The 24,903-nt window shown below is 70.6% G+C and carries 8 protein-coding genes and 1 pseudogene; 2 read left to right on the top strand and 7 right to left on the bottom strand.

Annotated features, from left to right (window positions below):
- The first annotated feature begins 73 nt into the window (after positions 1–73).
- Positions 74–1,624 (top strand): AMP-binding protein, encoded by a 1,551-nt coding sequence (locus ACIBM5_RS23915; protein ID WP_396008672.1) that lies wholly within the window; start codon positions 74–76, stop codon positions 1,622–1,624.
- Positions 1,625–1,654: 30 nt separating this feature from the next.
- Here the strand turns inward: ACIBM5_RS23915 and ACIBM5_RS23910 are convergent, their stop codons facing one another.
- Positions 1,655–2,377 (bottom strand): TetR/AcrR family transcriptional regulator, encoded by a 723-nt coding sequence (locus ACIBM5_RS23910; RefSeq protein ID WP_396008671.1) that lies wholly within the window; start codon positions 2,375–2,377, stop codon positions 1,655–1,657.
- 639 nt (positions 2,378–3,016) lie between these two features.
- On the opposite strand from ACIBM5_RS23910, the gene ACIBM5_RS23905 reads away from it, so the two are divergent.
- A complete protein-coding gene (locus ACIBM5_RS23905) occupies positions 3,017–4,255 on the top strand; it encodes a cytochrome P450 (protein WP_396008670.1) in 1,239 nt (412 codons plus the stop codon).
- A gap of 157 nt (positions 4,256–4,412) precedes the next feature.
- On the opposite strand, the gene ACIBM5_RS23900 is transcribed toward ACIBM5_RS23905, so the two are convergent.
- The 6 genes and pseudogenes from ACIBM5_RS23900 to ACIBM5_RS23875 form a co-directional block, all read right to left on the bottom strand.
- Complete coding sequence (locus ACIBM5_RS23900; RefSeq protein WP_396008669.1) at positions 4,413–5,279, bottom strand: mycofactocin-coupled SDR family oxidoreductase; 867 nt, start codon at positions 5,277–5,279, stop codon at positions 4,413–4,415.
- Between the two features lie 194 nt (positions 5,280–5,473).
- Positions 5,474–5,908, bottom strand: a complete 435-nt coding sequence (locus tag ACIBM5_RS23895) for a cold shock domain-containing protein (protein WP_396008668.1) — start codon at positions 5,906–5,908, stop codon at positions 5,474–5,476.
- A 104-nt stretch (positions 5,909–6,012) separates the two neighbouring features.
- Positions 6,013–7,578 carry an MFS transporter gene (locus tag ACIBM5_RS23890; protein WP_396008667.1) on the bottom strand — a complete coding sequence of 522 codons (1,566 nt, stop codon included), beginning with the start codon at positions 7,576–7,578 and terminating at the stop codon, positions 6,013–6,015.
- Between the two features lie 229 nt (positions 7,579–7,807).
- A pseudogene (locus ACIBM5_RS23885) lies at positions 7,808–17,740 on the bottom strand (type I polyketide synthase); the annotation flags it as partial.
- A gap of 111 nt (positions 17,741–17,851) precedes the next feature.
- A complete protein-coding gene (locus ACIBM5_RS23880; protein WP_396008666.1) occupies positions 17,852–18,751 on the bottom strand; it encodes a proline iminopeptidase-family hydrolase in 900 nt (299 codons plus the stop codon).
- Between the two features lie 150 nt (positions 18,752–18,901).
- Positions 18,902–24,895: a type I polyketide synthase gene (locus ACIBM5_RS23875; RefSeq protein ID WP_396008708.1), complete on the bottom strand. Its 5,994-nt coding sequence runs from the start codon at positions 24,893–24,895 to the stop codon at positions 18,902–18,904.
- Between the last annotated feature and the right edge of the window lie 8 nt (positions 24,896–24,903).

Genomic DNA, 24,903 nt, shown 5'->3' with positions numbered 1-24,903 from the left:
TCCTCGCCGACAACGTAGGTCGGTCCGCGAAGGCGCCCCAACCCGTAACGACCCCTCTTTCCTGGGAGAGACCATGTCCGAAGCACCTGCGCACGCACTGCACGCGCGCTTCCTGCGCGGGCTCGCCATCGCCCCGGAGGGAACCGCGTTCCGGGTCGGCGCCGAGGCCGTCGGGTACACACGCGCCCACGCGGAGGCGCTGCGGTGGGCGGGGGCGCTGACGGCCGGCGCGACGAAGCCACCGGGAGCGGTGGCCGTCTTGGCGAACAAGGGCTTCGAGAGTTATGTGGGGATCCTGGCCGCGCTGTACAGCGGGGCCACGGTGGTACCGCTGCATCCGGACTTCCCGGCGAGCCGCACCCGGCACATGCTCGCGGCGTCCGGCGCCGGCGCGGTGATCGCCGACGGCGCCGGCCTTGCCGCGTTGGCCCGGGCCGAGTCGGACCTGCCCGTGCTCGCGCCGGCCTGCAGCGACGACGGGCGGTCGCGCCGGATCGCGCTGCACGCGCGCGACGCGCTGGACGAACCGGTGTGGGCCGACCCGTCCGATGTCGCGTACACGCTGTTCACGTCCGGGTCCACCGGTCGCCCCAAGGGCGTGCCGATCACCCATGCCAATCTGCATCACTACTTCGAACTGATGGACCGGCGCTACGACTTCACCGCCGAGGATGTGTTCTCCCAAGCCACCGAGCTGAATTTCGACTGTGCCGCGTTCGACCTGTTCTGCGCGTGGGGCGCGGGCGCGAGCGTGCACGCGGTGCCCGCGCAGGCATACCTGGACCTGCCCGCGTTCGTGGCCGAGCGGAGGATGACCGTCTGGTTCTCCACCCCCAGCGGCATCGCCATGGTCCGCCGCCTGGGCGGTCTCGCCCCCGGCGCGCTGCCGTCGTTGCGCTGGAGCTTCTTCGCGGGCGAGGCGCTGCTGTGCGCCGACACCGCGGACTGGCAGGCCGCCGCCCCGGGTTCGGCGGTGGAGAACCTGTACGGCCCGACCGAGCTGACCATCACCATCACCGGCCACCGCTGGTCGCCCGAGGTGTCACCGCGGTTGAGCGTCAACGGCATCGTGCCGATCGGCGCGGTGCACGAGCGGCACGACCACGTGCTGCTCGGCGAGGACGGCGAACCTCGGGACACGGAAGGCGAGTTGTGCATCGCCGGCCCCCAGGCGACGGCCGGCTACCTGGATCCGGCCGACGACCCGGGGCGCTTCCTGTGCCGCGACGGGCAAACCTGGTATCGCACCGGCGATCGGGTCCGCCGCCTGGCCAACGGGGAGCTCGCCTATCTCGGCCGGCTGGACGCCCAGGTCCAGATCCAGGGGTGGCGGGTGGAACTCGCCGAGGTCGACAACGCCGTCCGGACCTGCCCGGGAGTGGTCGACGCGGCCACCGTGACCAGGCCGAGCGAGTCCGGCCTGGAGCTCGTCGTGTACTACACCGGAGCCCCCACCCCGCCCGCGGTCCTCGCCCGGCACCTGCGCACCACCCTGCCCAGCGGCCTGATCCCCAAGCACTATCACCATCTCGACGCGTTCCCGCTCAACCCCAACCGCAAGGTGGACCGGCGCAGACTCGCCGAACTGGCCGCCGACGCGGCGCGGGTCGGGGTCGGATCCTAGTGCCGCGCCCGGCGGATCCCGGCCCAGGGTTCAGGCGTTGGCCCGGGCGGCGGCGGCGGCTCGCTCCTTGATCAGCACCCCGATGCCGTCGAGCACACAGCGCAGGCCGAACTCCTCGCCGTCCCCCTCGGCGGGCTCGAACGCCCCCGAGGACATCGCCGCGAGCAGCGCCGGGTAGCGGTCACGGTGCGTGCGCACCAACTCCCCTACGTCCGAACCCCATTGCTCGGCCATGTCGGAGGTGATCGGCTGCTGCTCCTCCTCCTTGCTGACCGAGCGGTAGATCCAGCTTCGGATCAGGCCGGTCAGGGCGAACACGGCGTCCAGCTTCTCCGCGCCGGTGAGCCCGGTCCCGGACAACGAGTCGACCGCGGCTTCCAGCCAGCTCAACTGGTTGGGACCCATCGGACCGGGCGCGGCGAGTTCGAACATCCACGGGTGTCTGTGGTAGACGCCGCGCAGCCTTCTGGCCCACTCCTCCAGCTTCGGCCGCCAGTCGTCGGCGACGTCGTCCAGGCTCGGCGACACGTCGATCGCCGCGTCGATCATGAAGTCGATCAGCTGCGCCTTGCCCGGCAGGTACCGGTACAGCGACATGGTGGTGAAGCCGAACTCGCTGGCGATCCGCTGCATGGAGACGGCGGACAGCCCCTCGCGGTCGGCGACCTCGATGGCGACCTCGACGATCCGCGCGGTGGACAGCCCGGGCTTGGGACCGCGGCTGGGCCGCTCCCGCTCGCCCCCCCACAACATCTCGACACTCCGTGCTCGTCCCCGTGGTCCGCCGTCCGATCCCGCTGCCATCTCCACTCCCAGCACTCGATCGACCCAACTATGGCGCGCAGCCTAATCATATGCCTCGTTATGCAACAGGGTTACGGCGGAGATCCGCACATCGCCCCACCGCAATCCCCGAGCGACCCACAGGCGCCTGGAGCGATAGTCATCCTCATGAACATAAGATTTAGGCTTTCTCGGCTCTTTCACAACTACAGCGGGTAGTGAAGTCCATTCGAAATTGCAATCCCGAACGGGATCGACGAGACGCCGACCACCTGCAGAGGCGGCCGCGGGCCTCACGTTACCGGACAAACCAGCCGGATGATGATCCGCCACGACACGTGAACGTGCTTGTGTGCCAAGAGAGTTCCCGAATCCGATTTAGGGGCGGCTAGGGGTACGGGCGGCTCGCGTCGTGTCATAGCGTTTCGCGAGGAATCCGCCGCCTCCGAGGCTCGACCACTATTCGCGCATATGTCGATTTCGCCGGCGCGAGCGGCACATCCCATTGCCCCGGCACACGGGATCACCTTCCCGGCCCGCAGCGGCACTGAACTCGCTCCGTGGGACTGTTCCCGGCGGAGAATCTTCCCGCCCAGATGGGAGTTCGCGATGACTTTGGATATCACCGTGCAGGAGGCGGAAGCCGCGATCCAGCGACTGGCCACACCGCCGATGATCCCCGATCCGTATCCGCTCTACGACACCATTCGACGGGTCGGGCGGGTATTCGAGAGCACCACCCTGGGCGGCGCCTACGCCGTGACCGGGTACAAGGAGGTGGCCGCGGCCGCGAAGATGGGCGGCATGCGCAACGGTGTCCGCGCCGCGGCGATGCAGCGCCAGGACTGGCAGGAACACGAATCGCTGCGGCTGTTCCTGCGCGCCCTGGTCAATCTGGACGCTCCGGAGCACACCGCCATGCGCGAGGTGGCCGCCGCGATCTTCACCCCCAACGCCATCAGGGCGATGCGCGAATCGATCGAGCAGTTGGCCGACCGGTACCTCGACGACCTGGCCGAGCACGCGAGCGGCGGCAACGCGGTCGACCTGGTCGAGGTCGTGTCGAGTCCGTTCCCGGTCGCGGTGATCTCCGAGATGCTCGGCGTTCCGGCCAACCAGGGCATGCTCTTCTACAAGCTCGCCAACGACTGGACGCGCGTGTGGGGCGGCGGCAACTACAGCGACGAGGACCTCGCCCAGGCGGACGCCTCGGTGACCGAACTGCGCGGCTACTTCGACGAGTTGATCCGCGAGCGGCGCTCTCGGCGACGGGACGACCTGATCTCGGCGCTGGTCGACCAGCACGAGGCCGGGCGGCTGGACGATGAGGATCTGATGGCGCTGGCCACGTTCTTGTTCATCTCCGGGTTCGAGACCACCACCAACCTGATCAGCATGGGCCTGTACACGCTGTTGGAGAACCCGGATCAGCTGCGGCTGTGGCGGGAGAACCCGGACATCACCCCGAGCGCGGTCGAGGAACTGCTGCGCCACGGCACGCCGATTTCCGGCACCATCCGGCTCACCGCGGAGCCGATCGAGCTGGGCGGCCTGCAGATCCCGCCCGGCAAGATGCTGTTCCTGATGACGGCCGGGGCCAACCGCGACCCCGAGCAGTTCCCCGATCCCGACCGCCTGGACCTGACCCGCGCCGACGGCGCACACGTCAGCTTCGGCGGCGGCGCGCACTACTGCCTGGGCGCCAACCTCTCGCGAATGGAGGCCCAGGTGATCTTCCCCGCACTGCTCCGCCGGTTCCCCACCATCGAGGTCGGTGGGACGCCGGAGTTCCGCACCGCGATCGGCCTGCACGGCTTCGAGCGGCTGCCGGTCGTGCTCGGGAAGTGACTCGACCGAAATGATCTCGGGGTCGGCGGGCCCGAAGCACTGCGACGGGCCCGCGACCCCGGGATCATTTTTGTGTGTCGGCCGTGCCCGTGCGCACATGCCGATGGGGCGTGCGTACGGTTCGTCGACCGTGTGCACGCCCCCGGCGGATCGAGGCTCAGCCCCGCGGATCGAACCCGGCACCGAGCTTGGCGATCAGGCCGCCGTCGATCTTGAGCTGCGCGCCGGTGACGTACCGGGATTCGTCCGAGGCGAAGTAGACGACCGCGTGCGAGATGTCGACGGGTTCCAGGTAGGCGATCGGCATGCCGTGCATGGGCCGCATCACCGCCTCGACGTCGGCCAGGGTGGGGGCCTCCAGGTCCGGCCGGAACGTGCGGTAGGCGGCCTCGTTCTGGATCAGCTCGGTCGCCACGTTGGTCGGGTGCACCACGTTCACCCGACGCCCCGAGGGCGCCAGTTGCACCGAGAGCCACTCGGCGTATTCGGCCAGGATCCGCTTGGAGAAGCTGTAGCCCGCGGCGCCGGGACCGACACCGGCGTTCCCGTCGTAGCGGGGCATCAGCCCCGACACCGAACCCATCAGGATGATCGACGCGCCCTCGCCCAGGTGCGGCAGCGCCGCGTGCACGGTATTGAGCGCGCCCAGGAGGTTGACGTCGAGGGTCTCGGTGAAGGCCGCGATCGGCAGGTCCGCGCCGAGCGGGCTGATGCCGGCGTTGGGGATCACCACGTCCAGGCGGCCGAGCTCGGCCACGCCCTCGTCGAGCGCCGTCCGCAGCGCCTCGCGGTCGCGTACGTCGGCGCGCTTGGCCACCGCACGGCGGCCGGCCTTCTCGATCAGGCGGACCGTCTCGTCCAGATCGGAGACGGTCGCCCCCGCGTACCGAGCGGTCGCGGCGTCCGCGCAGACGTCCAGCGCGATGATGTCGGCGCCCTCCTCGGCCAATCGCACGGCGTGACTGCGGCCGAGCCCGCGGGCCGCGCCGGTGATCGCCACGACTTTGTCCAGTACACGTTGCATTTTGGGGCCTCCGCCGACTGTTTCGAAAACTGTCCCGGTGAAACCGCCACCCACCCGACGCGCATTGTCGGAAGGAAGTGTCGGCCAGGTCCCTTCCTATCGCCGGATGCCTGTTCGAGGACACGGCGTGCGACCCCTACATTCGGCTTTCCGGCCCTTAATCCGGAACACGATCCGCGGTTACCGCGGCGGTCTCAGGTGAGCACCCAGCCATGGTTTCGGGCGACTTCGCCGAGGCACTCGCGGATCTGCGCGATTTGTTGGCCTGTGGTGGTGGGAGCCCCTTCGATGATCGCCTCGGTCACCTCGTGCATGAACTCGAACGTGGTGACGGTACGTTCCGTACCCGCGTGCTCGGTCCGGCCGAATCGGGTCCGGGTCGGCGACTTCTCCAGCGTGGGGGCGGGTTTGCCGGCGCTCGGCGCCGGGCCCTCGACGGTGCGCACGGCAATGGCACGCAGCCCGCGATCACCGGTGGCCGTGTCGAATTCGACCAGCGTCCCCGGCTTCAGGAACTGCTTGTCGGAGAGGAACTCGTTGGCGTGCATGAAAACATCGCTGCCGCCGGCGTGAGGCGTGATGAAACCGTATCCGCGGGCCTCGTCGAAACGAACCAACCTACCCACCATCACAACATTGATCCTTTCTCGATCCGCGCCTGTGCGCTGTCGATTCCGAATCGGCCGAGCCGCCGATGGCCTCACCCGTCGGCGGCCCGCCGGCCACAGCACTCCTAAGCGTGAGCCGCGGTACCACTTGCTTCGGACGCACCCACAGCCGTTTCCTCGTCGCCGTGCGCGAAGACCCGGGGCAGACCCCGCAGGGTGATCAGCGTGAAGACGCAGATCACGCTCAGGATGATGCCGTTGGTCAACAGCGCGTAGTGCATGCCGTCCATGAACGCGTCCTTGCCGCTCGACACGAGGTCGGCGGCGATCGCGGGCGGCTGGTTGGCGGCCACCTCGATCGCTCCGCCCACCGAGTCTCCGGCGGTGGACGCCTCCTTGCCGCTCAGACCGCTCGGGAGGTCGACCGCGTGCCGGTAGCCGGCGTTCAGGATGGTGCCGATGACGGCCATGCCCATCGCCGCGCCGAGTTCACCGCCGGTGGTGGCGATACCCGAGGCGATGCCCGATTTCTCCTTGGGCGCGCTGTTGATGATGATCTCCACCGTGCAGGCGAAGATGCAGGCCGCCGCCACGCCGTGGACCAGGGTCGGGATCAGCAACGCGGAGTAGCCCGCGTCGACGTCGGTCATCTGGTACAGGAACATCGCCAGTGCCAGCAGGCCCAGGCCGAGGGCCACCACCCGCCCCTGACCGAGGCGGGGGATCAACAGGCCGACGAACGGCGCTGCGAACATGCCCATCACGGCCGGTGGCAGCAGCGCCAGGGCCGCCTTCATCGGCGACCAGTCGTGCACGAACTGCAGGTACTGGCTCACCAGGAGGAGCGACCCGACGGACGCGAACATGGTGAAGGTGTTCGCGGTGAACGCCCCCGAGAAGGCCCGGTTGCGGAAGAGCGACACCTCGATGATCGGGTGCTCGATCTGCGTCTGCCGCCAGATGAACAGGGCGAGCGCGATCAGGCCGAGGGCCCCCGCAATCAGGATGCGCGGCTCGTCGAGGCCGTCGCGCACCGACTCCTGGATCGCGTAGACGATGCCGAGGATGCCCATCGCCGAGAGCACCACGCTCGGCACGTCGAGCCGGCCGGGTTGCGGATTGCGCGATTCCGGCACCAGGAGCAGACCGCCGAGGAAGACGATCCCCATCAGCGGCAGGTTGATCAGGAAGACCGATCCCCACCAGAAGTTGTCCAGGAGCGGACCGCCGATGATCGGCCCGAGCGCGGTGCCGCCACTGACCATGCCGGTCCAGATACCGACCGCGATGGTCCGTTCCTTCGGGTCGGCGAACATGCTCCGGATGATCGACAGCGTGGTCGGGTAGATCGTGGCGCCCGCGATACCGAGCAGCGCGCGACCGGCGATCAGCCAGTTGGCGTCCGGCGCCCAGGCGATCAGGGCGGACGCGCCGGCGAAGCCGACCGAACCGAGCACGAGCAGCTTCTTGCGCCCGATCCGGTCCCCCACGACACCCATGGTGATCAACAGGCCGGCCATCGCCAGACCGTAGATGTCGGCGATCCACAGGATCTGACTGCCGGTCGGGGTCGGGTCCAGTTCCTTGGTCAGGGACGGGATGGCGAGCTGGAGGACGGTGAGGTCGACGCTGATGACGAGCGCGGCGACACACAGGACGGAGAGCGCCAGCCATCTGCGCGACGAACTCATTAAGGGTGCGTTGATATGGGTCGACTGCGACCCATCCGAGGGACTGGTCATGTTCGTTCTCCACATGATCTATCGGATCTATCGGGCAACTGTATACGCCATAGACGCTTGTGTTTATGTTATACGCAGATGCGGAGAGCGTGTCAACAGCCGCGGAATCCGCTGCCGAAGCGACGACGGGCACCCGCTCGCCGTGAGCGGGTGCCCGGATATCTTCGCGGCCGATGCCTCAGAGACCACCGAGTTCGTCGTCCAGGGCGTCGAACAACTCGTCGTCCGTGGCGGCGTGGAAATCCGGTTCCGGCCCGGGGTCCGACTCCGCCAGCGCGGCGGCGTCGTGCGCGGCGTGCCACTTGCGCACCAGGGCGTCCAGGCGCGCGGTGACCCGGGGGTGGGCCCCGGCTCCGGCCCCGGCGTGGGCCAGCGCCGCCTCCAGGCGGTCGAGCTCGGCGAGCAGCGGTCCGCTCTCGGCCGCGGCGGCGGGACTGATCAGCCCGTCCAGGTAGTCGGCGACGGCCCGCGAGGTCGGGTGGTCGAAGGCCAGCGTGGTGGAGAGCCGACGGCCGGCGACCACCCCGAGGCGGTTGCGCAGCTCCACCGCCGCGAGCGAGTCGAACCCCATTTCCTGGAAGGCCCGTTCGGGCTCGATCGCCTCGGCCGAACCGTGCCCCAGGACGGCGGCGACGTGCGTGCGCACCAGATCCAGGAGCATCCGCTCTCGTTCCTCGCCGAACAGTGCGGCCACCCGACGCTCGAACGCGGCGGCGACCGATTCCCCGTCGGCGCGCACCAGTTGCCGCATCGGTCCGCGGACCAGGCCGCGCAACAACACCGGGATGCCCTCCACCCGGCCCTGCGAGCGCACCACACCGGTGTCCAGTCGGGCCGCGACCACCGATGGCGCGGCGCAGGACAGCGCCTCGTCGAGGCGGGCCAGCCCCTCGGGTACGGACAGCGAGTCGAGTCCGTGCCGGCGCAGCCGCGCCCGGTCGACTTCGACCGCCCGGTCCCGAGCCGCCCACGGCCCGAAGGCCACCGACACCGCCGGCAGCCCCAGGGCCCGCCGGTGCGCGGCCAGCGCGTCCAGCGCCGCGTTCGCCGCCGCGTCGGCGGCCTGGCCGGCCGGGAACAGCATGCCGACGGCCGACGAGAACAGTACGAACGCGGCCAGGTCGAGGTCGCGGGTCAGGCGGTGCAGATGCCACGCGACGTCGGCGCGCGAACGCAGGGCCGCGGCGAACCGATCGGCGGCCGACGTGGCGACCATCCCGTCCTCCGCCGAGCCCGCGGTGTGCACCACTGCGGTCAGCGGATGGTCGGCGGGGATGGCGGCCGTCAGCGCGGACAGGGCGTCGAAGTCGGTCAGGGCACACTCGACGACGTGCACCCGGGGGTCGGGCTCGGGCGCGTCGGGACCTGCCGCCCCGGGTTCCACGGCCAACACCACGTGGCGTGCCCCCCGTTGCGTCGTCAGATGCCGGGCCACCAGCATGCCGAGCGCCCGATCGTCGGCGGTGACCAGGACCGTCCCCTCGCCATCCCAGGTCGGCGCGTCATCCGCCGGGTCCGCGAGCGGCACCCGGGCCAACCGGGGCACGAACGGCTCGCCCGCGCGGATCGCCGACTCCGGTTCGCCCGACGCCACCGCCGCGGGCAGCGCACGCCGCGACTCGGCCGAGCCGTCCAGATCGATCAGCACGAACCGGCCGGGATTCTCCGCCTCCGCCGCCCGTACCAGCCCCCACACCGGCGCGTGCCGAAGGTCGGCGCCGGTGGAGACGCCCTCGGTGACGACCACCAGTCGCGCGGCGGCGAACCTGTCCTCGGCCGACCAGAGTTGCACCGACCGGAGCACCTCGCCAAGGACCGTACGAGCGTCCGCCATCGGATCGTCGCCGGTGAGCACGGGGCAGGTGAGCAGCACCTGATCCGGGATGCGATCCGGTATCACGGCGGACAGCTCCGGGAGGTCCTGCGGTACGGGATGGCCCGCGTGGTCGCCGAGCGGCGTCCAGGTCAGCTGGAACAGCTCCTCCCGGGACCCGCCCGCGTCGACTTCGAGCGCGGCCGGCGAGACCGGCTCCCAACGAAGCGACGCCACGGTCGCCACCGGCCGACCGGCCTCGTCCGCCATGGTCACGGTCATGTCGTCGCCGGCGCCGGGCGTCGACCGCACGCGCAGGACAGCGGATCCGGCCGCGTGCAGGTGCACTCCGCTCCAGGCGGCGGCAGCCAGTGGTGCCTCCTCCCCGAACGTGACCAGGCCGACGTGCAGCACGGCGTCCAGGAGTGCGGGATGCAGCCCGTACCGACCGGCCTCGGCCTGCACCGACTCGGGCAACGCGACCTCGGCGAACACCTCGTCGCCGCGCCGCCAGGCCGCCCGCAGGCCCCGATGGGTCGGCCCGAGGCCGAGGCCGCGATCGGCCAACTCCGCGTATACCTCGCCCACGTCGATCACCGACGCCCCTACCGGCGGCCACGGCTCCGGATCGGTCGTGCCGGCGACCTGCGGTGTTCCTCGGTCCAGCAGGCCGGTCGCGTGCCGTGCCCAGGGGGCGTCCGGGTCGGTGTCGGGGCGCGAGTAGACGGTGAACGCGCGTCGTTCGCTCTCGTCGGCGCGACCGACCACCAGGTGCAGTTGTACGGAGCCGTCCTCGGGGAGGATCAGCGGCGTGTCCGGGGCCAGCTCCGCCAGGATGCCGCAGCCGACCTCGTCGCCTGCGCGAATCGCCAGGTCCACCAGAGCCGACGTGGAGAGCACGACGCGACCCTGCATGCGGTGATCGGCCACCCAGGCGTGGGTGCGGGCCGACAGCCGAGCCGTGAACGCGACGCCGTCGGACTCGGGCAGGGGAACCATCGCGCCCAGGAGCGGGTGTTCCGGCGAACCCAGGCCCATGGACGCCGGGTCGCCCCCGGTCGGGGCATCCAACCAGTAGCGCTCCCGTTGGAAGGCGTAGGTCGGCAGTGCGACGCGGCGGGCGCCGTGGCCGGCGAAGAACGCGTCCCAGTCGACGAAGACCCCGTTCACGTGCAACTCGGCCAGTGCGGACACCAACGACTCCGCCTCGGGACGACCCTTGCGCAGCGCCGGAAGCACCACGACATCCTCGTCCGCGACGCACCCGCGCACCATCGCCGACAACACGCCGTCCGGGCCGAGTTCGACAAACCGGGAGACCCCGCGCGACCGCAGGAATGCCACCCCGTCCGCGAAACGCACCGCCTCGCGCACATGCCGAACCCAATAATCCGCCGACACCGGCCCATCGAACAGTTCACCCGTCACGTTCGACACGACCGGAATGGACGGCGCCGCATACGACAACCCCTCGGCCACCGCCCGGAACTCGTCCAACATCGGGTCCATCAACGCCGAGTGGAACGCGTGCGACACCACCAGCCGACGCGTCCGCCGACCCTCACCCGCGAACTTCGCCGCCACCCGTTCCACGGCATCCTCGACACCCGAAAGCACCACCGAGTCCGGGCCGTTGATCGCCGCCAACCCCACCCCGTCACCCAGGAAGGGTCCGATCTCGGTCTCACTCGCCCGCACCGCAACCATCGCCCCACCCGACGGCAACGCCTGCATCAACCGCCCACGCGCCGCCACCAACCGCACCGCATCACCCAACGAGAACACCCCGGCCACATGCGCCGCCGCGATCTCACCGATCGAATGCCCCGCCACGAAATCCGGCCGCACACCCCACGACGACACCAACCGAAACAGCGCCACCTCCACCGCGAACAACGCGGCCTGCGTGAACACCGTCTCGTTCAGACCCTCACCCGAACACACCACACCCCGCAACGACCCACCCAACAGCGGATCGAACAAAGCACAAACCTCATCGAAAGCCGCCCGGAAAACCGGAAACGCCCCACACAACTCCACACCCATCCCGACCCGCTGCGCACCCTGACCCGAGAACACGAACGCAACCGGCCCGTCCGAGGCGACACCCCGCACCACGCCCGCCCCGACACCACCCTCGGCAACCACCGACAACCCACCGGCCACATCACCCGCAACCACCACCGCACGATGCGCCAACACCGCACGCGAGTTCGCCAACGAGAAACCGACATCGAGGATGCTCGGATCACCGCTACCCGCAACCGCCCGGACCCGCTCGGCCTGCGCACGCAACGCCGCCTCGCTCTTGGCCGACAAGAGCCAAGGCACCGGAACACCCTCCGGCCACTGCGGCTCCTCCTCCGCAACAACGAGAGGTTCGGGCTCTTCCAGGATCACGTGCGCGTTCGTGCCGCTGATCCCGAACGACGACACCGCCGCCCGCCGCGGCCGACCGACCTCGGGCCACGCCCGCGACTCGGTCAGCAACTCCACCGCGCCGGCGGACCAATCCACCTCCGGCGTCGGCTCGTCCACATGCAACGTCATCGGCAACACGCCGTGCCGCATCGCCTCCACCATCTTGATGACACTGGCCACACCCGCCGCGGCCTGCGTATGGCCGATGTTCGACTTGATCGACCCCAACCACAACGGCCGACCCTCCGGCCGATCCTGCCCATACGTCGCCAACAACGCCTGCGCCTCGATCGGATCACCGAGGGTGGTGCCGGTCCCGTGCGCCTCCACCGCGTCCACATCGCCCGACACCAGTCCGGCATTCATCAACGCCTGCCGAATCACCCGCTGCTGCGCCGGACCATTGGGCGCGGTCAAGCCGTTCGATGCCCCGTCCTGATTCACCGCCGAGCCGGCCACCACGGCGAGCACCTGATGCCCATTGCGCCGAGCATCCGACAGCCGCTCGACCAGCAACCAACCGACCCCCTCCGCCCACCCCGTACCATCCGCCGCCGCCGCGAACGACCGACACCGACCATCGGGAGACAGCCCCCGCTGCGCGCTGAAGTCGACGAACGTCTCGGCAGTGGACATCACGGTGACGCCGCCTGCCAGCGCCAGCGAGCACTCCCCCGACCGCAGCGCCTGGATCGCCAGGTGCAACGCCACCAAAGAGGACGAACACGCGGTATCCACCGTCACCGACGGCCCCTCCAGCCCGAGGGTGTACGACACCCGGCCGGACAGGACGCTGCTCGCCCGGCCGATGCTCGAATAGCCGGCCAGTTCCTCGGGCAGCCGAGTCAGGCCCGCACCGTAGTCGTAGTACGAACCGCCGGCGAACACTCCGGTCGCGCTGCCGCGCAGCGACGCGGGGTCGATGGCGGCCCGTTCGAGGGTCTCCCAGGCGGTCTCCAGGAACAGCCGCTGCTGCGGGTCCATCGCCAGCGCTTCCTTCGGGCTGATGCCGAAGAAATCCGCGTCGAAGTCGGCCGCGTCCGCCAGGAATCCGCCGTCCCGGGCATAGGTCGTCCCCGGGTGCCCCGGCTCCGGGTGGTACAACGACGCCAGGTCCCAGCCCCGGTCGGTCGGGAACGCGGAGATCGCGTCGGTGCCCTCGGCCACCAGGCGCCACAGGGTTTCCGGCGAGGTCACGCCGCCGGGGAAGCGGCACGCCATCGCCACGATCGCGATCTGCTCGTCGTCCGTCACCGCGACCGGCCGCGACCCGGTCGCCGCCGCCGCGTCGTCCGGTCCGTACATCTGCGCCCGGATGTACTCGGCGAGCCGCCCGGCCGTCGGGTAGTCGAAGACGGTGGTGGCGGGCAGCCGCAGCGCGGTGGCCCGGCCGAGGCGATCACGCAATTCGACGGCGGTCAGCGAGTCGAAGCCCAGCTCGCGGAACGCGCGGTCGGCGTCGACGGCGGCCGGCGAGGCGTGCCCGAGCACCGCGGCGGCCTGCTCCCGCACCAGATCGAGCAGGGCCACGCGCTGTTCGGCGGCGGCCCGGCCGTCGAGCAGGTCGCGGAGTTCGGCCGCGCCGGGCCCGGCCGCGGGGCTGTCCCGGGTCGTGGCGTGCAGCGCTGCGACCTCGGGCAGATCGCCGATCAGCGGACTCGGCCGCGCGGCGGTGAACGCGGGTGCGAACCGGGCCCAGTCCACGTCCACCACGGTCAGCGTGGTCTCGTCCGCGTCCAGGGCCCGACCGAGCGCGGCGATCGCGGACGCGGGCGTCATCGGCGCGAGGCCGTACCGGCGCAGGCGTTCCTCGTCGTCGCCCTGGGCGGCCATGCCCCCCTCCGCCCACGGTCCCCAGGCGACGGCCGTGGCGGTGACTCCGCGCGCTCGGCGGTGCTGGGCAAGCGCGTCCAGGTAGGCGTTCGCGGCAGAGTACGCCCCCTGCCCGCCGCTCCCCCACACGCCCGCGATCGAGGAGAACAGGACGAACGCGTCCAGGTCGTGGTCGGCGAACAGCTCGTCCAGGTTCGCCGCGCCGCCGACCTTCGCCCGGATCGCCTCGGCGACCTCGTCGAGCGTGGTGAGCGCCGCCGCGCCGGTACTGTCCACGCCCGCCGCGTGTACGACGGCCCGGATCGGCTTGCCCTCGGCGGCCATCCGCTCCACCAGGGCTGCCAGTTCAGTGCGCTCGGCGACGTCGCACGCTGCCATCGTGACCTCGACACCCAGTGCGGACAACTCGCCCGCCAGTTCCTCGGCGCCCGGCGCCGCGCCGCCCCGGCGGCTGGTCAGCACCAGGTGTTCGGCGCCGTTGCCGGCCAGCCAACGGGCCACGTGAGCACCGAGCGCGCCGGTCCCGCCGGTCACCAGTACGGTGCCGCGCGGGCGCCAGGTCCCGATGGCGGCGTCGCTCGGCGCCGCCCGCACCAGCCTGCGAACCAGAACGCCCGACGTACGGATGGCAACCTGATCCTCGCCGCCCGCCAGTACGCCCGCCAGGCGCGCCCCGGCGCGCTCGTCCAGCACCTGCGGTAGGTCGATCAGGCCGCCCCAGCGCTGCGGTTGTTCCAGGGCGAGCACCCGGCCGAGGCCCCAGGCGAGGGCCTGTCGGGGGTGCGGTAGCGACTCCGTCGGGGCGACCGCCACCGCACCGCGCGTGGTCGTCCACAAAGGCGCGTCGATGCCGGCGGCGGTGAGCGCCTGGGCCAGCGTCAGGGTCAGCGCGAGCGCGCCGGCGTCGCCTTCGGCCGGCAGCGACAGTACGCCCACGACCGACGCGTCACCGCCGACCGCTTCGGTCAGGCGGGCGGTCAGCGTATCGACGTGCGGTTCGGCGTCGACCACCGCCAGCGGTACGACCCGAGCGCCGTGTGCGCGCAGGGCCCGTACCTCGGCGTCCGCCTGTTCGGCCTGGTGGACCACCAGCCAGGTGCCCGCCAAGGCGGCGGGGCAACCGATCGCCCGGTCGGTCACCGGCTGCCATCCCACGCGATAGAGCCGCCGCTCGACGGCGGCCCGCTCGCGTCCCCGCCGTCGCCAGGCCGCGAGGGCGGGCAGCAGTCCACCGAGTGACTCGCCGACGTGGTCGGCCGACGGGTCACCGCCGGTCAACTGGGAGGCCGCGGATGCGACATCGCCGTTCTCGACGGCCTGCCAGAACGCTGCGTCGACGTCGGGCTCGCCCGCACCGGCCGGCGCGACGACCGGCTTCGTCCAGTAGGACTCGCGCTGGAAGGCATAGGTCGGCAACTCGACGCGCCGCGCGCCGGTGTCGGCGAACAGCGCGGCCCAGTCCACGGCCACGCCGCGGGCGTGCACTCGGGCCAGCGCCCTGAGCAGGGACTGCGGCTCGGCTCGGTCGCCGCGCAGTGTCGGGACGAACGCGGCCTCGGTCGCGGCCTCGCTCAGGCAGTCCGCTCCCATCGACGAAAGCACGCCGTCCGGGCCGAGTTCGACATAGGTGGTGACCCCCGCGCGTTCCAGCGCGCGCATCCCGTCCAGGAAGCGGACCGGCCGGCGGACGTGCCGGACCCAGTAGTCGGCGGAGCCCAGTTCGGCGGCGGACGCCGGTTCGCCGGTCAGGTTCGAGATGATCGGAATCCGAGGCTCGCCGAAGGACACGCTCTCCGCGACCCGCCGGAAGTCGTCCAGCATCGCCTCCATCCGGGGCGAGTGGAAGGCGCGCCCGACGTTCAGCCGCTTGGTCTTGTGTCCGCTCGCTCGGAGCGTGGCCACGATCGCCTCGACCGCGTCCTCGTCGCCGGCGATCACCGTCGAGGTGGGTCCGTTGACCGCCGCGACGGACACCCGCTCGGTGAGCAGCGGCAGCACCTCGTGCTCGGCGGCGCGCACCGCGACCATCGCGCCGCCGCTGGGCAGCGCGTGCATCAATCGGCCTCGGGCACCGACCAGTCGGGCCGCGTCGTCCAGGGAAAGCACGCCGGAGACATGCGCGGCGCTCAGCTCGCCGATCGAGTGTCCGACCAGGAAGTTCGGTCGCAGACCCCAGTGTTCGAGCAGGCGGAACAACGCCACCTCGACGGCGAACAGCGCGGCCTGGGTGAATCGGGTCTCGTGGACGGTTTCGGCGTCCGCCGATCCGGGGGCGGCAAAGAGCACCTCGCGCAGCGGACGGTCCAGGTGCGGGTCCAGACTCGTGCACACCGCGTCGAAGGCGGCCGTGAACACCGGATAGTCGCGGTGGAGTTCGCGGCCCATGCCGATCCGCTGACTGCCCTGTCCGGTGAAGAGGAAGGCGAGTTTGCCCTCGGTAACCGTCTCGCGGACCAGCCCCGGAGTGCTCTCACCGTTGGCCAACGCCTCGATGGCTGCGCCGAGTTCGTGCGGCTCGTCGATGACCAGGACGGCCCGATGCTCGAACGCGGTCCGGGAGGTGGCCAGCGAGTAGGCGAGGTCGAGCGGGGACTGGTCCGGGTGCGCGGCGAGGTGGGCGCGCAGCCGCAGGGCCTGATCCCGCAGCGCGGCGGCGCTCTTCGCCGAGATCGGCACGGGCAGCGGGCGGGGCGCGGCGCGCGGGGCCTCGATGCCCGTGCCGGCGGGTGGGGCCTGTTCGAGGATGACGTGCGCGTTGGTGCCGCTTGCTCCGAAGGAGGACACGCCCGCGCGGCGCGGGTGGTCGCTCTGCGGCCAGGGCCGGCCCCGGGTCAGCAGTTCCACCGCGCCCGCCGTCCAGTCGACGTGCGGCGTGGGTTCGTCGGCGTACAGGGACTGCGGCAGTACGCCGCGGCGCATCGCCTGGAGCATCTTGATCACGCCGGCGACGCCGGCGGCGGCCTGGGTGTGGCCGATGTTGGATTTCACCGACCCCAGCCACAGCGGCCGATCCGCCGGCCGATCCCGGCCGTACGTCGCCAACAACGCCTGTGCCTCGATCGGATCACCGAGCCGGGTGCCGGTACCGTGCGCCTCCACCGCGTCCACGTCTGCCGACACCAGTCCGGCACCGGCCAACGCCTGCCGGATCACCCGCTGTTGCGCCGGGCCGCTGGGCGCGGTCAGGCCGTTGGAGGCGCCGTCCTGGTTCACCGCGGAGCCGCGGATCAGACCCAGCACCTCGTGGCCGTTGCGCCGGGCGTCGGACAACCGTTCCAGCAGCAGTACGCCCGCGCCCTCGCCCCACGCGGTGCCGTCCGCCGCGGCCGAGAAGGGCTTGCAGCGGCCGTTCGGCGCCAGGCCGCGCAGCGCGCTGAACTCGACGAATGTCTGCGGGGTGGCCATCACCGTCACGCCGCCGGCCAATGCCATGGTGCACTCGTCGCGTTGCAGCGCCTGGATGGCCCAATGCATCGCCACCAGCGAGGAGGAGCAGGCCGTGTCCACCGAGACCGCGGGGCCTTCCAGACCCAGGCTGTAGGCGACGCGCCCGGAGACCAGACTGCCGTTGCCGGTGGTGGCGTCGTCCCCGGAGGCGGTGCCGTAGTCGTGGTAGATGACGCCGGCGAACACACCGGTACGGCTGCCGCGCAACTCGGCCGGATTGATCCCGGCCCGCTCGATCGCCTCCCACGAGATCTCCAGGAGGAGCCGCTGCTGCGGGTCCATCGCCGCCGCCTCGCGCGGGCTGACCCCGAAGAACCCGGAATCGAACTCGGCCGCGTCGTGGAGGAATCCGCCCTCGCGTACGTAGCTCTTGCCCGGCTTGCCGGGCTCCGCGTCGTACAGCCCCTCGACGTCCCAGCCACGGTCGGCCGGGAACGCGGAGACGGCGTCCGTCCCCTCGGCCACCAGACGCCACAGGTCGTCCGGCGACGCGACGCCGCCGGGGAAGCGGCAGGACATGCCGACGACGGCGATCGGCTCGGTGGCGGCCGCGGTCAGCCGATTGTTCTGCTGCCGCAGCCGTTCGTTCTCCACCAGCGAGTTGCGCAGCGCCTCGACGATCTCCTCGACCGATGCCTCCACGGTGACCTTTTCCTTCGTTCGACGGAATTTCGAGTGAATGGGTGGGGCGGGCCCGATCCGGTAACCTCAGTGCAGGCCCTTCAGGAAATCGACCATGACCTGGTGAAAGCGTTCCGGTTCCTCGAGATGCGGAACATGGCTCGACTCTTCGAAGATCTCCCAGCGCACGTCCGGGATGAGATCGTGAAACGGCTGCACCGCTGCGGGAGTCGCCTCGTCGTGCCGCCCCGAAATCAACAGGGTGGGCACCCTGATGTCCGCTACGCATTCCGCCACTCCCCAGTCGCGCAGGGTTCCGGTGACGTGGAATTCGGTGGGGCCGTTCATCGATTGGTACACGGTGGGGTCGTTGTGGATTTCCATGAATGTGGCCAGGTAGTCACGCGGCCACGGGTCGAGACGACAAACGTGCTTTTGGTAGAAGATCAGCGACGCCTCCAGATATTCGTCGCTGTCGGTGGTACCGGCGGTCTCGTGCCGAAGTAGCGTCTCGTCCACGCCGGGGGGCAGGAGATCGCGCAGCACCCGCATCTCCCGCAGCCACACCGGATAGGAGACGGGGGAATCGGCGATGACCAGTCCGCGGAGTCCCGCCGGCCCGGCCGCGGCGTGCTCGGCGGCCAGCAGGCCACCCCAGGAATGGCCGAACAGGACGTAGTCGTCCGCGATGCCGAGGCCGCGCAGCAGGTTGTCCAGCTCGTCGAGGAACAGCCCTACCGTCCAGAACTCGGCGCCCCGCTGCGGCAGATGGCTGGATCCGCCGTTGCCGAGCTGGTCGTAGTGGACCACCGGCCAGCCGGCCTCGACCAGGGAGGTGAGCCCGAGCAGGTAGTCGTGGGTGGCGCCGGGGCCGCCGTGCAGGGCGACCACGGCGGGTCGATCCGCGCCGACCTCGCCGGTGACGCGATACCAGGTCCGGTGTTCCCCGAAGGGCAACGTTCCCTTGGCGCTGGGGGTCGGCGACATTTCAACCACCTCGATCGGATCGTTCCTGCACCGACACGCACGCGCGCATGGGTGGTCGACGGGGCTCACCCGTATTCAGGACACCGCTGATATTGGCGACAGTACTGCGGGGGGCGGGGGCCCGAAGCCCCTAAGCTGGGGCGACGACCCCTACAAGCGCCGGTCGGTGGGAGCCGAGTCCGCGCCGACTTCCGCCAACCAGTCCTCGATGATCCGCGCGGTCGATTCCGCGTCCTCCTCGACCAGTCCGAAGTGGTTTCCCGGCGAGAGCCGCAAGGTGTGTGCGGCGTCCCAGGGTCGGGCTCGGAGGAATTCGCCGTCCCGCACGACGTCCCCGGTCTCCGGCTTGAAGGACTTCCCGGCGCCGACGAACAGGACGGGTGCGCCGACGCTTTCCCGGGTGAAATCCGGCAGCAGGTGGAAGTAGCGGGCCATGGCCGAGAGTTGGGCACTGTCGTACGGGCCGAAGGCCTCCTCCATCGCCAGCATTCGGTACGTCATGTGCTCGAAGCCCTCCGGCATCTCGTTGTCCACGACGGCGTACGAGTCCAACAGGACGACGCCCGCGGGTCGAATGCCCAGCGCCTGCTCCAGGTGGTGTGCCGCCGCATAGGCCAGGACGCCGCCGGAGGAATACCCGACCAGGACGAACGGCTCGCCTTCGGCCGCTTGGAGGACGCTCTCCGCGACCACCTGCGCGGCTGCGGCGGCTGTGGCGGGCAGCAGTTCCCCCCGGGCGAAGCCGACCAGCGGCAAGGCCCGTACCGGCCTGATGCCTCGGAAGTGCGCGGCCAGGCGGGCGTGTTGATGCACGCCCCCGGCGACCATCGGGGTCGACACGCAGATCAGTCGTGTTCCGCTCGTCCCGTCGGCGAGGCCGGCGGGCTCCGGGAGCCGTTCGAGTTCGGTATGTGCGCGGAACTGCGGTCGGATGTCGGCGATCGCCCGCAACATCGTGAACGTCCTGGGGATGTCGCCTGTCTCGACGCCCGCCCGGAACAACGCGGTCAGCGTGTCCGCCGAGCCGGCATCGTTGCTCGTCGATCCCTGCGGATCGCCGACTTCCGGGCTCGCGGCCAGCTCGGTCCGGACGAGCCGGGCGAGTTCGGCGGGGGTCTTGCTGTCGAAGACCACCATCGCGGGCAGTCGCAAACCCGTCGCGGCATTGAGGGCGGCGCGCAGTTGCGTCGCGCCGAGCGAGTCGAAGCCGGTCTCCAGGAAGGTCCGGTCCGGGTCCACCGCCGTGGGGTCGTCGTATCCGAGCACCTGTGCGGCGTGGACCAGCACCAGGTTCCGCGTCTCGCGCTCCTGTTCGGTCTCCGAGAGCCGGTCCAGGCGCCGGCGCAGCGAGCGGGGATCGGTCCGATGCCGGGCCGCCGTCCGGCGCCGGGTCGCAGGGACGAGGCCGCGAAGCAACTCGGGGACGTCGGCAAGGTTGGCGACATCCAGGCGAATGGGGGCCACGGTTGCCTGGTCGAGAGTTGCGGCGGTGTCGAAGAGCGCGAGCCCCTCCGCCACGGACAGCGGCAGGACCCCACCGCGCGCGAGGCGTGCGCGGTCGTCGGCGGCCAGGGAGCCCGTCATGCCGCCGTCGGTGTCCCACAGGCCCCAGGCCAGCGAGAGCGCAGGCAACCCGGCGCCCCGGCGGCGGGCGGCCAAGGCGTCCAGGAAGGCGTTTGCCGATGCGTAGTTGGCCTGTCCCGCGCCGCCCAGCACACCTGCCGCCGAGGAGAACAGGACGAATGCCGAGAGCTGCATGCCCCGGGTCAACTCGTGCAGGTTCCAGGCCGCGTCGACCTTCGGGCGAAGGACCGCGTCGAGGCGCTCGGGAGTCAGGGAGGAGATCACGCCGTCGTCCAGGACCCCCGCCGTATGCACGACACCGGACAGGGTGCGACCCGCCAACAGCGCTGCCAGCGCGTCGCGGTCGGCGGCGTCACAGGCCACGACCTCCACCTGGGCGCCCAGTTCGGACAGCTCGACGACCAACTCCGCCGCCCCCTCGGCCGCCGGGCCGCGGCGGCTCGTGAGCACCAGGCGACGGACGCCGTACCGGGTCACCAGGTGTCGCGCGAACAGAGCGCCCAGGGTGCCGGTGCCACCGGTGATCAGTACTTCGCCGTCCGAGTCGAACAGGGTTGTCGTCGCCGCCTGTTCGGCCATCGCGACGCGGGCAAGACGGGCCGCGTGCACCACGCCGGCACGGATCACGACCTGCGACTCACCCGAGTCCAGCGCGAGCGCGACATCCGCCCGGTCGCCATCGAGCAGCACGATCCGACCCGGCTCCTCGGACTGGGCCGATCGCACCAGGCCCCAGACCGCGGCACCCGCGAGATCGGTAACGGCCTCTTCCTCCAGCGCCATCGCGCCGTGCGTCAACACCACCAACGTGGCATCCGCGAAGCGGTCCTGGGACAACCACGACTGGACCACGTGCAAGGCTCGACGCACTTCCGCGCGTACGGCATCGGCCGTACATCCCCCGGCGAAGCGCACGACGACAACCGGCGGCACCGCACCTTCGGGCGTCAACGCCTCCCACTCGACCACCTCGCCGGACACCCCCGCCGTAGCGGGGACCTGCCGCCAGTCGATCCGGTACAGCGACTCGTGAAATCCAGTGGGGAGCACTCCCCCGGTGGTGATCTCGCGCAGGGTCAGCGAGGCAACCGACGCCACCGGCAAGCCTGCCGCGTCCGCGATCTCCAGAGACACCTCACCCGGACGAACCGGGGTCACCCGTACGCGCAGCGCCGAGGCCCCGGAGGCGTACAGCTCCACGCCGGACCACGAGAACGGCAACGCCGCCCGCTCACCGACCGCCGAGGTCAGCGTCACCGCGTGCAGGCTCGCGTCCAGCGCCGCGGGGTGCAGGCCGAAGCGGTCGGCGTCGCCATGCGCCGGTTCGGGGAGGACGACGTCGGCGAACACCTCGTCCCCGCGTCGCCAGGCGGCCCCGAGCCCCTGGAACACCGGGCCGTAGCCGAGCCCGGCGTCCGCCAACGCGTCGTACAGCCCGTCCACGTCGATCGGCACCGCTCCCGGCGGAGGCCATGCGGTCAAGTCGTCCGGACTGTCGTCCCGACCGGCGCCTTCCTCCAGGAGGCCGGACGCGTTCGTGGTCCAGGGGCCGTCCAGGGAGTCGTCGGGACGCGAGTACACGGTGAGCGCGCGTCGACCCGTCTCGTCGGGGCCGCCGACCACCACCTGAAGCTGCACCGGGCCTTCGTCGGGCAGCACCAATGGGGCCTGGAGCGTCAGCTCCGCCACCCGCCCACAGCCGACCTGGTCGCCGGCACGAACGGCCAGCTCCACCATCGCCGCACCCGGCAGCAGCACCACTCCGCCGACCTGGTGATCGGCAAGCCAGGCATGCGTGTGCACCGAGAGTCGGCCCGTGAACACGACGCCGTCGGACTCGGGCAGGGGAACCATCGCGCCCAGGAGCGGGTGTTCGGGTGAGCCGAGGCCCATGGACGCGGGGTCTGCCGCGTTCGGGGCATCCAGCCAGTAGTGCCTGCGTTGGAAGGCGTACGTCGGCAACTCCACGCGACGGGCGCCGTGGCCGGCGAAGAACGCGTCCCAGTCCATCGGCGCGCCGCTCACGTGCAGCTCGCCCAGCGCCGCGACCAGGGACTGCGCCTCGGGACGACCCTTGCGCAACACCGGCACCACCACGGTGCCGTCCTCGGGCACGTTCTCCCGCACCATCGCGGACAGGACGCCGTCCGGGCCGAGTTCGACGAAACGCGTCACACCACGCACGGTCAGGGCACGTACACCGTCCGCGAAACGCACCGCCTCGCGCACATGCCGAACCCAATAATCCGCCGACACCGGCCCATCGAACGGCTCACCCGTCACGTTCGACACGACCGGGACGGACGGCGCCGCATACGACAATCCCTCGGCCACCGCCCGGAACTCGTCCAACATCGGGTCCATCAACGCCGAGTGGAACGCGTGCGACACCACCAGCCGACGCGTCCGCCGACCCTCACCCGCGAACTTCGCCGCCACCCGTTCCACGGCATCCTCGACACCCGAAAGCACCACCGAGTCCGGGCCGTTGATCGCCGCCAACCCCACCCCGTCACCCAGGAAGGGTCCGACCTCGGCCTCACTCGCCCGCACCGCCACCATCGCCCCACCCGACGGCAACGCCTGCATCAACCGCCCACGCGCCGCCACCAACCGCACCGCATCACCCAACGAGAACACCCCGGCCACATGCGCCGCCGCAATCTCACCGATCGAATGCCCCGCCACGAAATCCGGCCGCACACCCCACGACGACACCAACCGAAACAGCGCCACCTCCACCGCGAACAACGCAGCCTGCGTGAACACCGTCTCGTTCAGACCCTCACCCGAACACACCACACCCCACAACGACCCACCCAACAACGGATCGAACAAACCACAAACCTCATCGAAAGCCGCCCGGAAAACCGGAAACGCCCCACACAACTCCACACCCATCCCGACCCGCTGCGCACCCTGACCCGAGAACACGAACGCGGTCCCCCCGGAACGCACCGCACCCACCGACGAACCCTCGGCCACCGCCGCCAAACCCCGCAACAACCCGTCCCGATCCGTCCCCGACACCACCGCACGATGCTCGAAGACCGCACGCGACGTCGCCAACGAAAAACCGACATCGAGCGCGCGCGGCCGAGCGTCGTCCAGGTACGAGCGCAGCGACTTCGCCTGTTCGCGCAACGCATCCGGGCTGCGCCCGGACAGCACCCACGGCACCGGGACATCATCGGGCCACGCCGGGACCCCGTCGTCCGGCCCGAGATCGGGCTCGACCTCGCCTTCCTCCAGGATCACGTGCGCGTTCGTGCCGCTGATCCCGAACGACGACACCGCCGCCCGACGCGGCCGACCCACCTCGGGCCACGCCCGCGACTCGGTCAGCAACTCCACCGCGCCGGCGGACCAATCCACCTCCGGTGTCGGCTCGTCCACATGCAACGTCATCGGCAACACGCCATGGCGCATCGCCTCCACCATCTTGATGATCCCCGCCACACCCGCGGCGGCCTGCGCATGCCCGATGTTCGACTTGATCGACCCCAACCACAACGGCCGACCCTCCGGCCGATCCTGCCCATACGTCGCCAACAACGCCTGCGCCTCGATCGGATCACCGAGCCTCGTACCGGTGCCGTGCGCCTCCACGACGTCCACATCGCCCGACACCAGTCCGGCATTCATCAACGCCTGCCGAATCACCCGCTGCTGCGCCGGACCATTGGGCGCGGTCAAGCCGTTCGATGCCCCGTCCTGATTCACCGCCGAACCCCGTACCGTCGCCAACACCCGGTGCCCGTTGCGGCGAGCGTCGGACAGCCGCTCGACCAGCAGCCAACCGACCCCCTCCGCCCACCCCGTACCATCCGCCGCCGCCGCGAACGACCGACACCGACCATCGGGAGACAGCCCCCGCTGCGCGCTGAAGTCGATGTAGGTCTCGGGGGTCGCCATCACCGCGACACCGCCCGCCAGCGCGAGCGAGCACTCCCCCGCCCGCAGCGCCTGCGCGGCCAGATGCAGCGCGACGAGCGACGACGAACACGCGGAGTCGACGGTGACCGCCGGTCCCTCGAACCCCAGGCTGTACGCGACTCGACCGGACGCGATGGCACCGGCACTGCTGTTGTGCGCGTAGTCGTGGTACATCATCCCGGCGAACACGCCCGTACGGCTCCCGCGCAACGAGGCCGGGTCGATGCCCGCTCGTTCCAGTGACTCCCACGCGGTTTCCAGCAGAAGCCGCTGTTGCGGGTCCATCAGCAGCGCCTCGTTGGGACCGATGCCGAAGAAGGCCGAGTCGAACTCCCCTGCGCTGTGCAGGAATCCGCCTTCCTTCACATACGTCGTATTCGGCCGCAGACCTTCCGGGTCATAGATCCGCTCGATGTCCCAGCCGCGGTCGGTCGGACACTCGGTGACCCCGTCCCGTCCTTCGGCGACCAGTTGCCAAAGACTTTCCGGCGAGGTGACACCCCCGGGAAAGCGGCAGGACATGCCGACGATCGCGATCGGTTCGCGGATCGTCGCCACGAGTTCCTGGTTGCGAGTGCGCAACAACTCGGTTTCCTTGAGCGACGCGCGAAGCGCCGCGACCAGCCTCGCGT

The organism is Embleya sp. NPDC050493, from assembly GCF_044458105.1.
Classification (GTDB): Bacteria; Actinomycetota; Actinomycetes; order Streptomycetales; family Streptomycetaceae; genus Embleya.
This window is presented reverse-complemented; position numbering and strand designations above follow the sequence as displayed.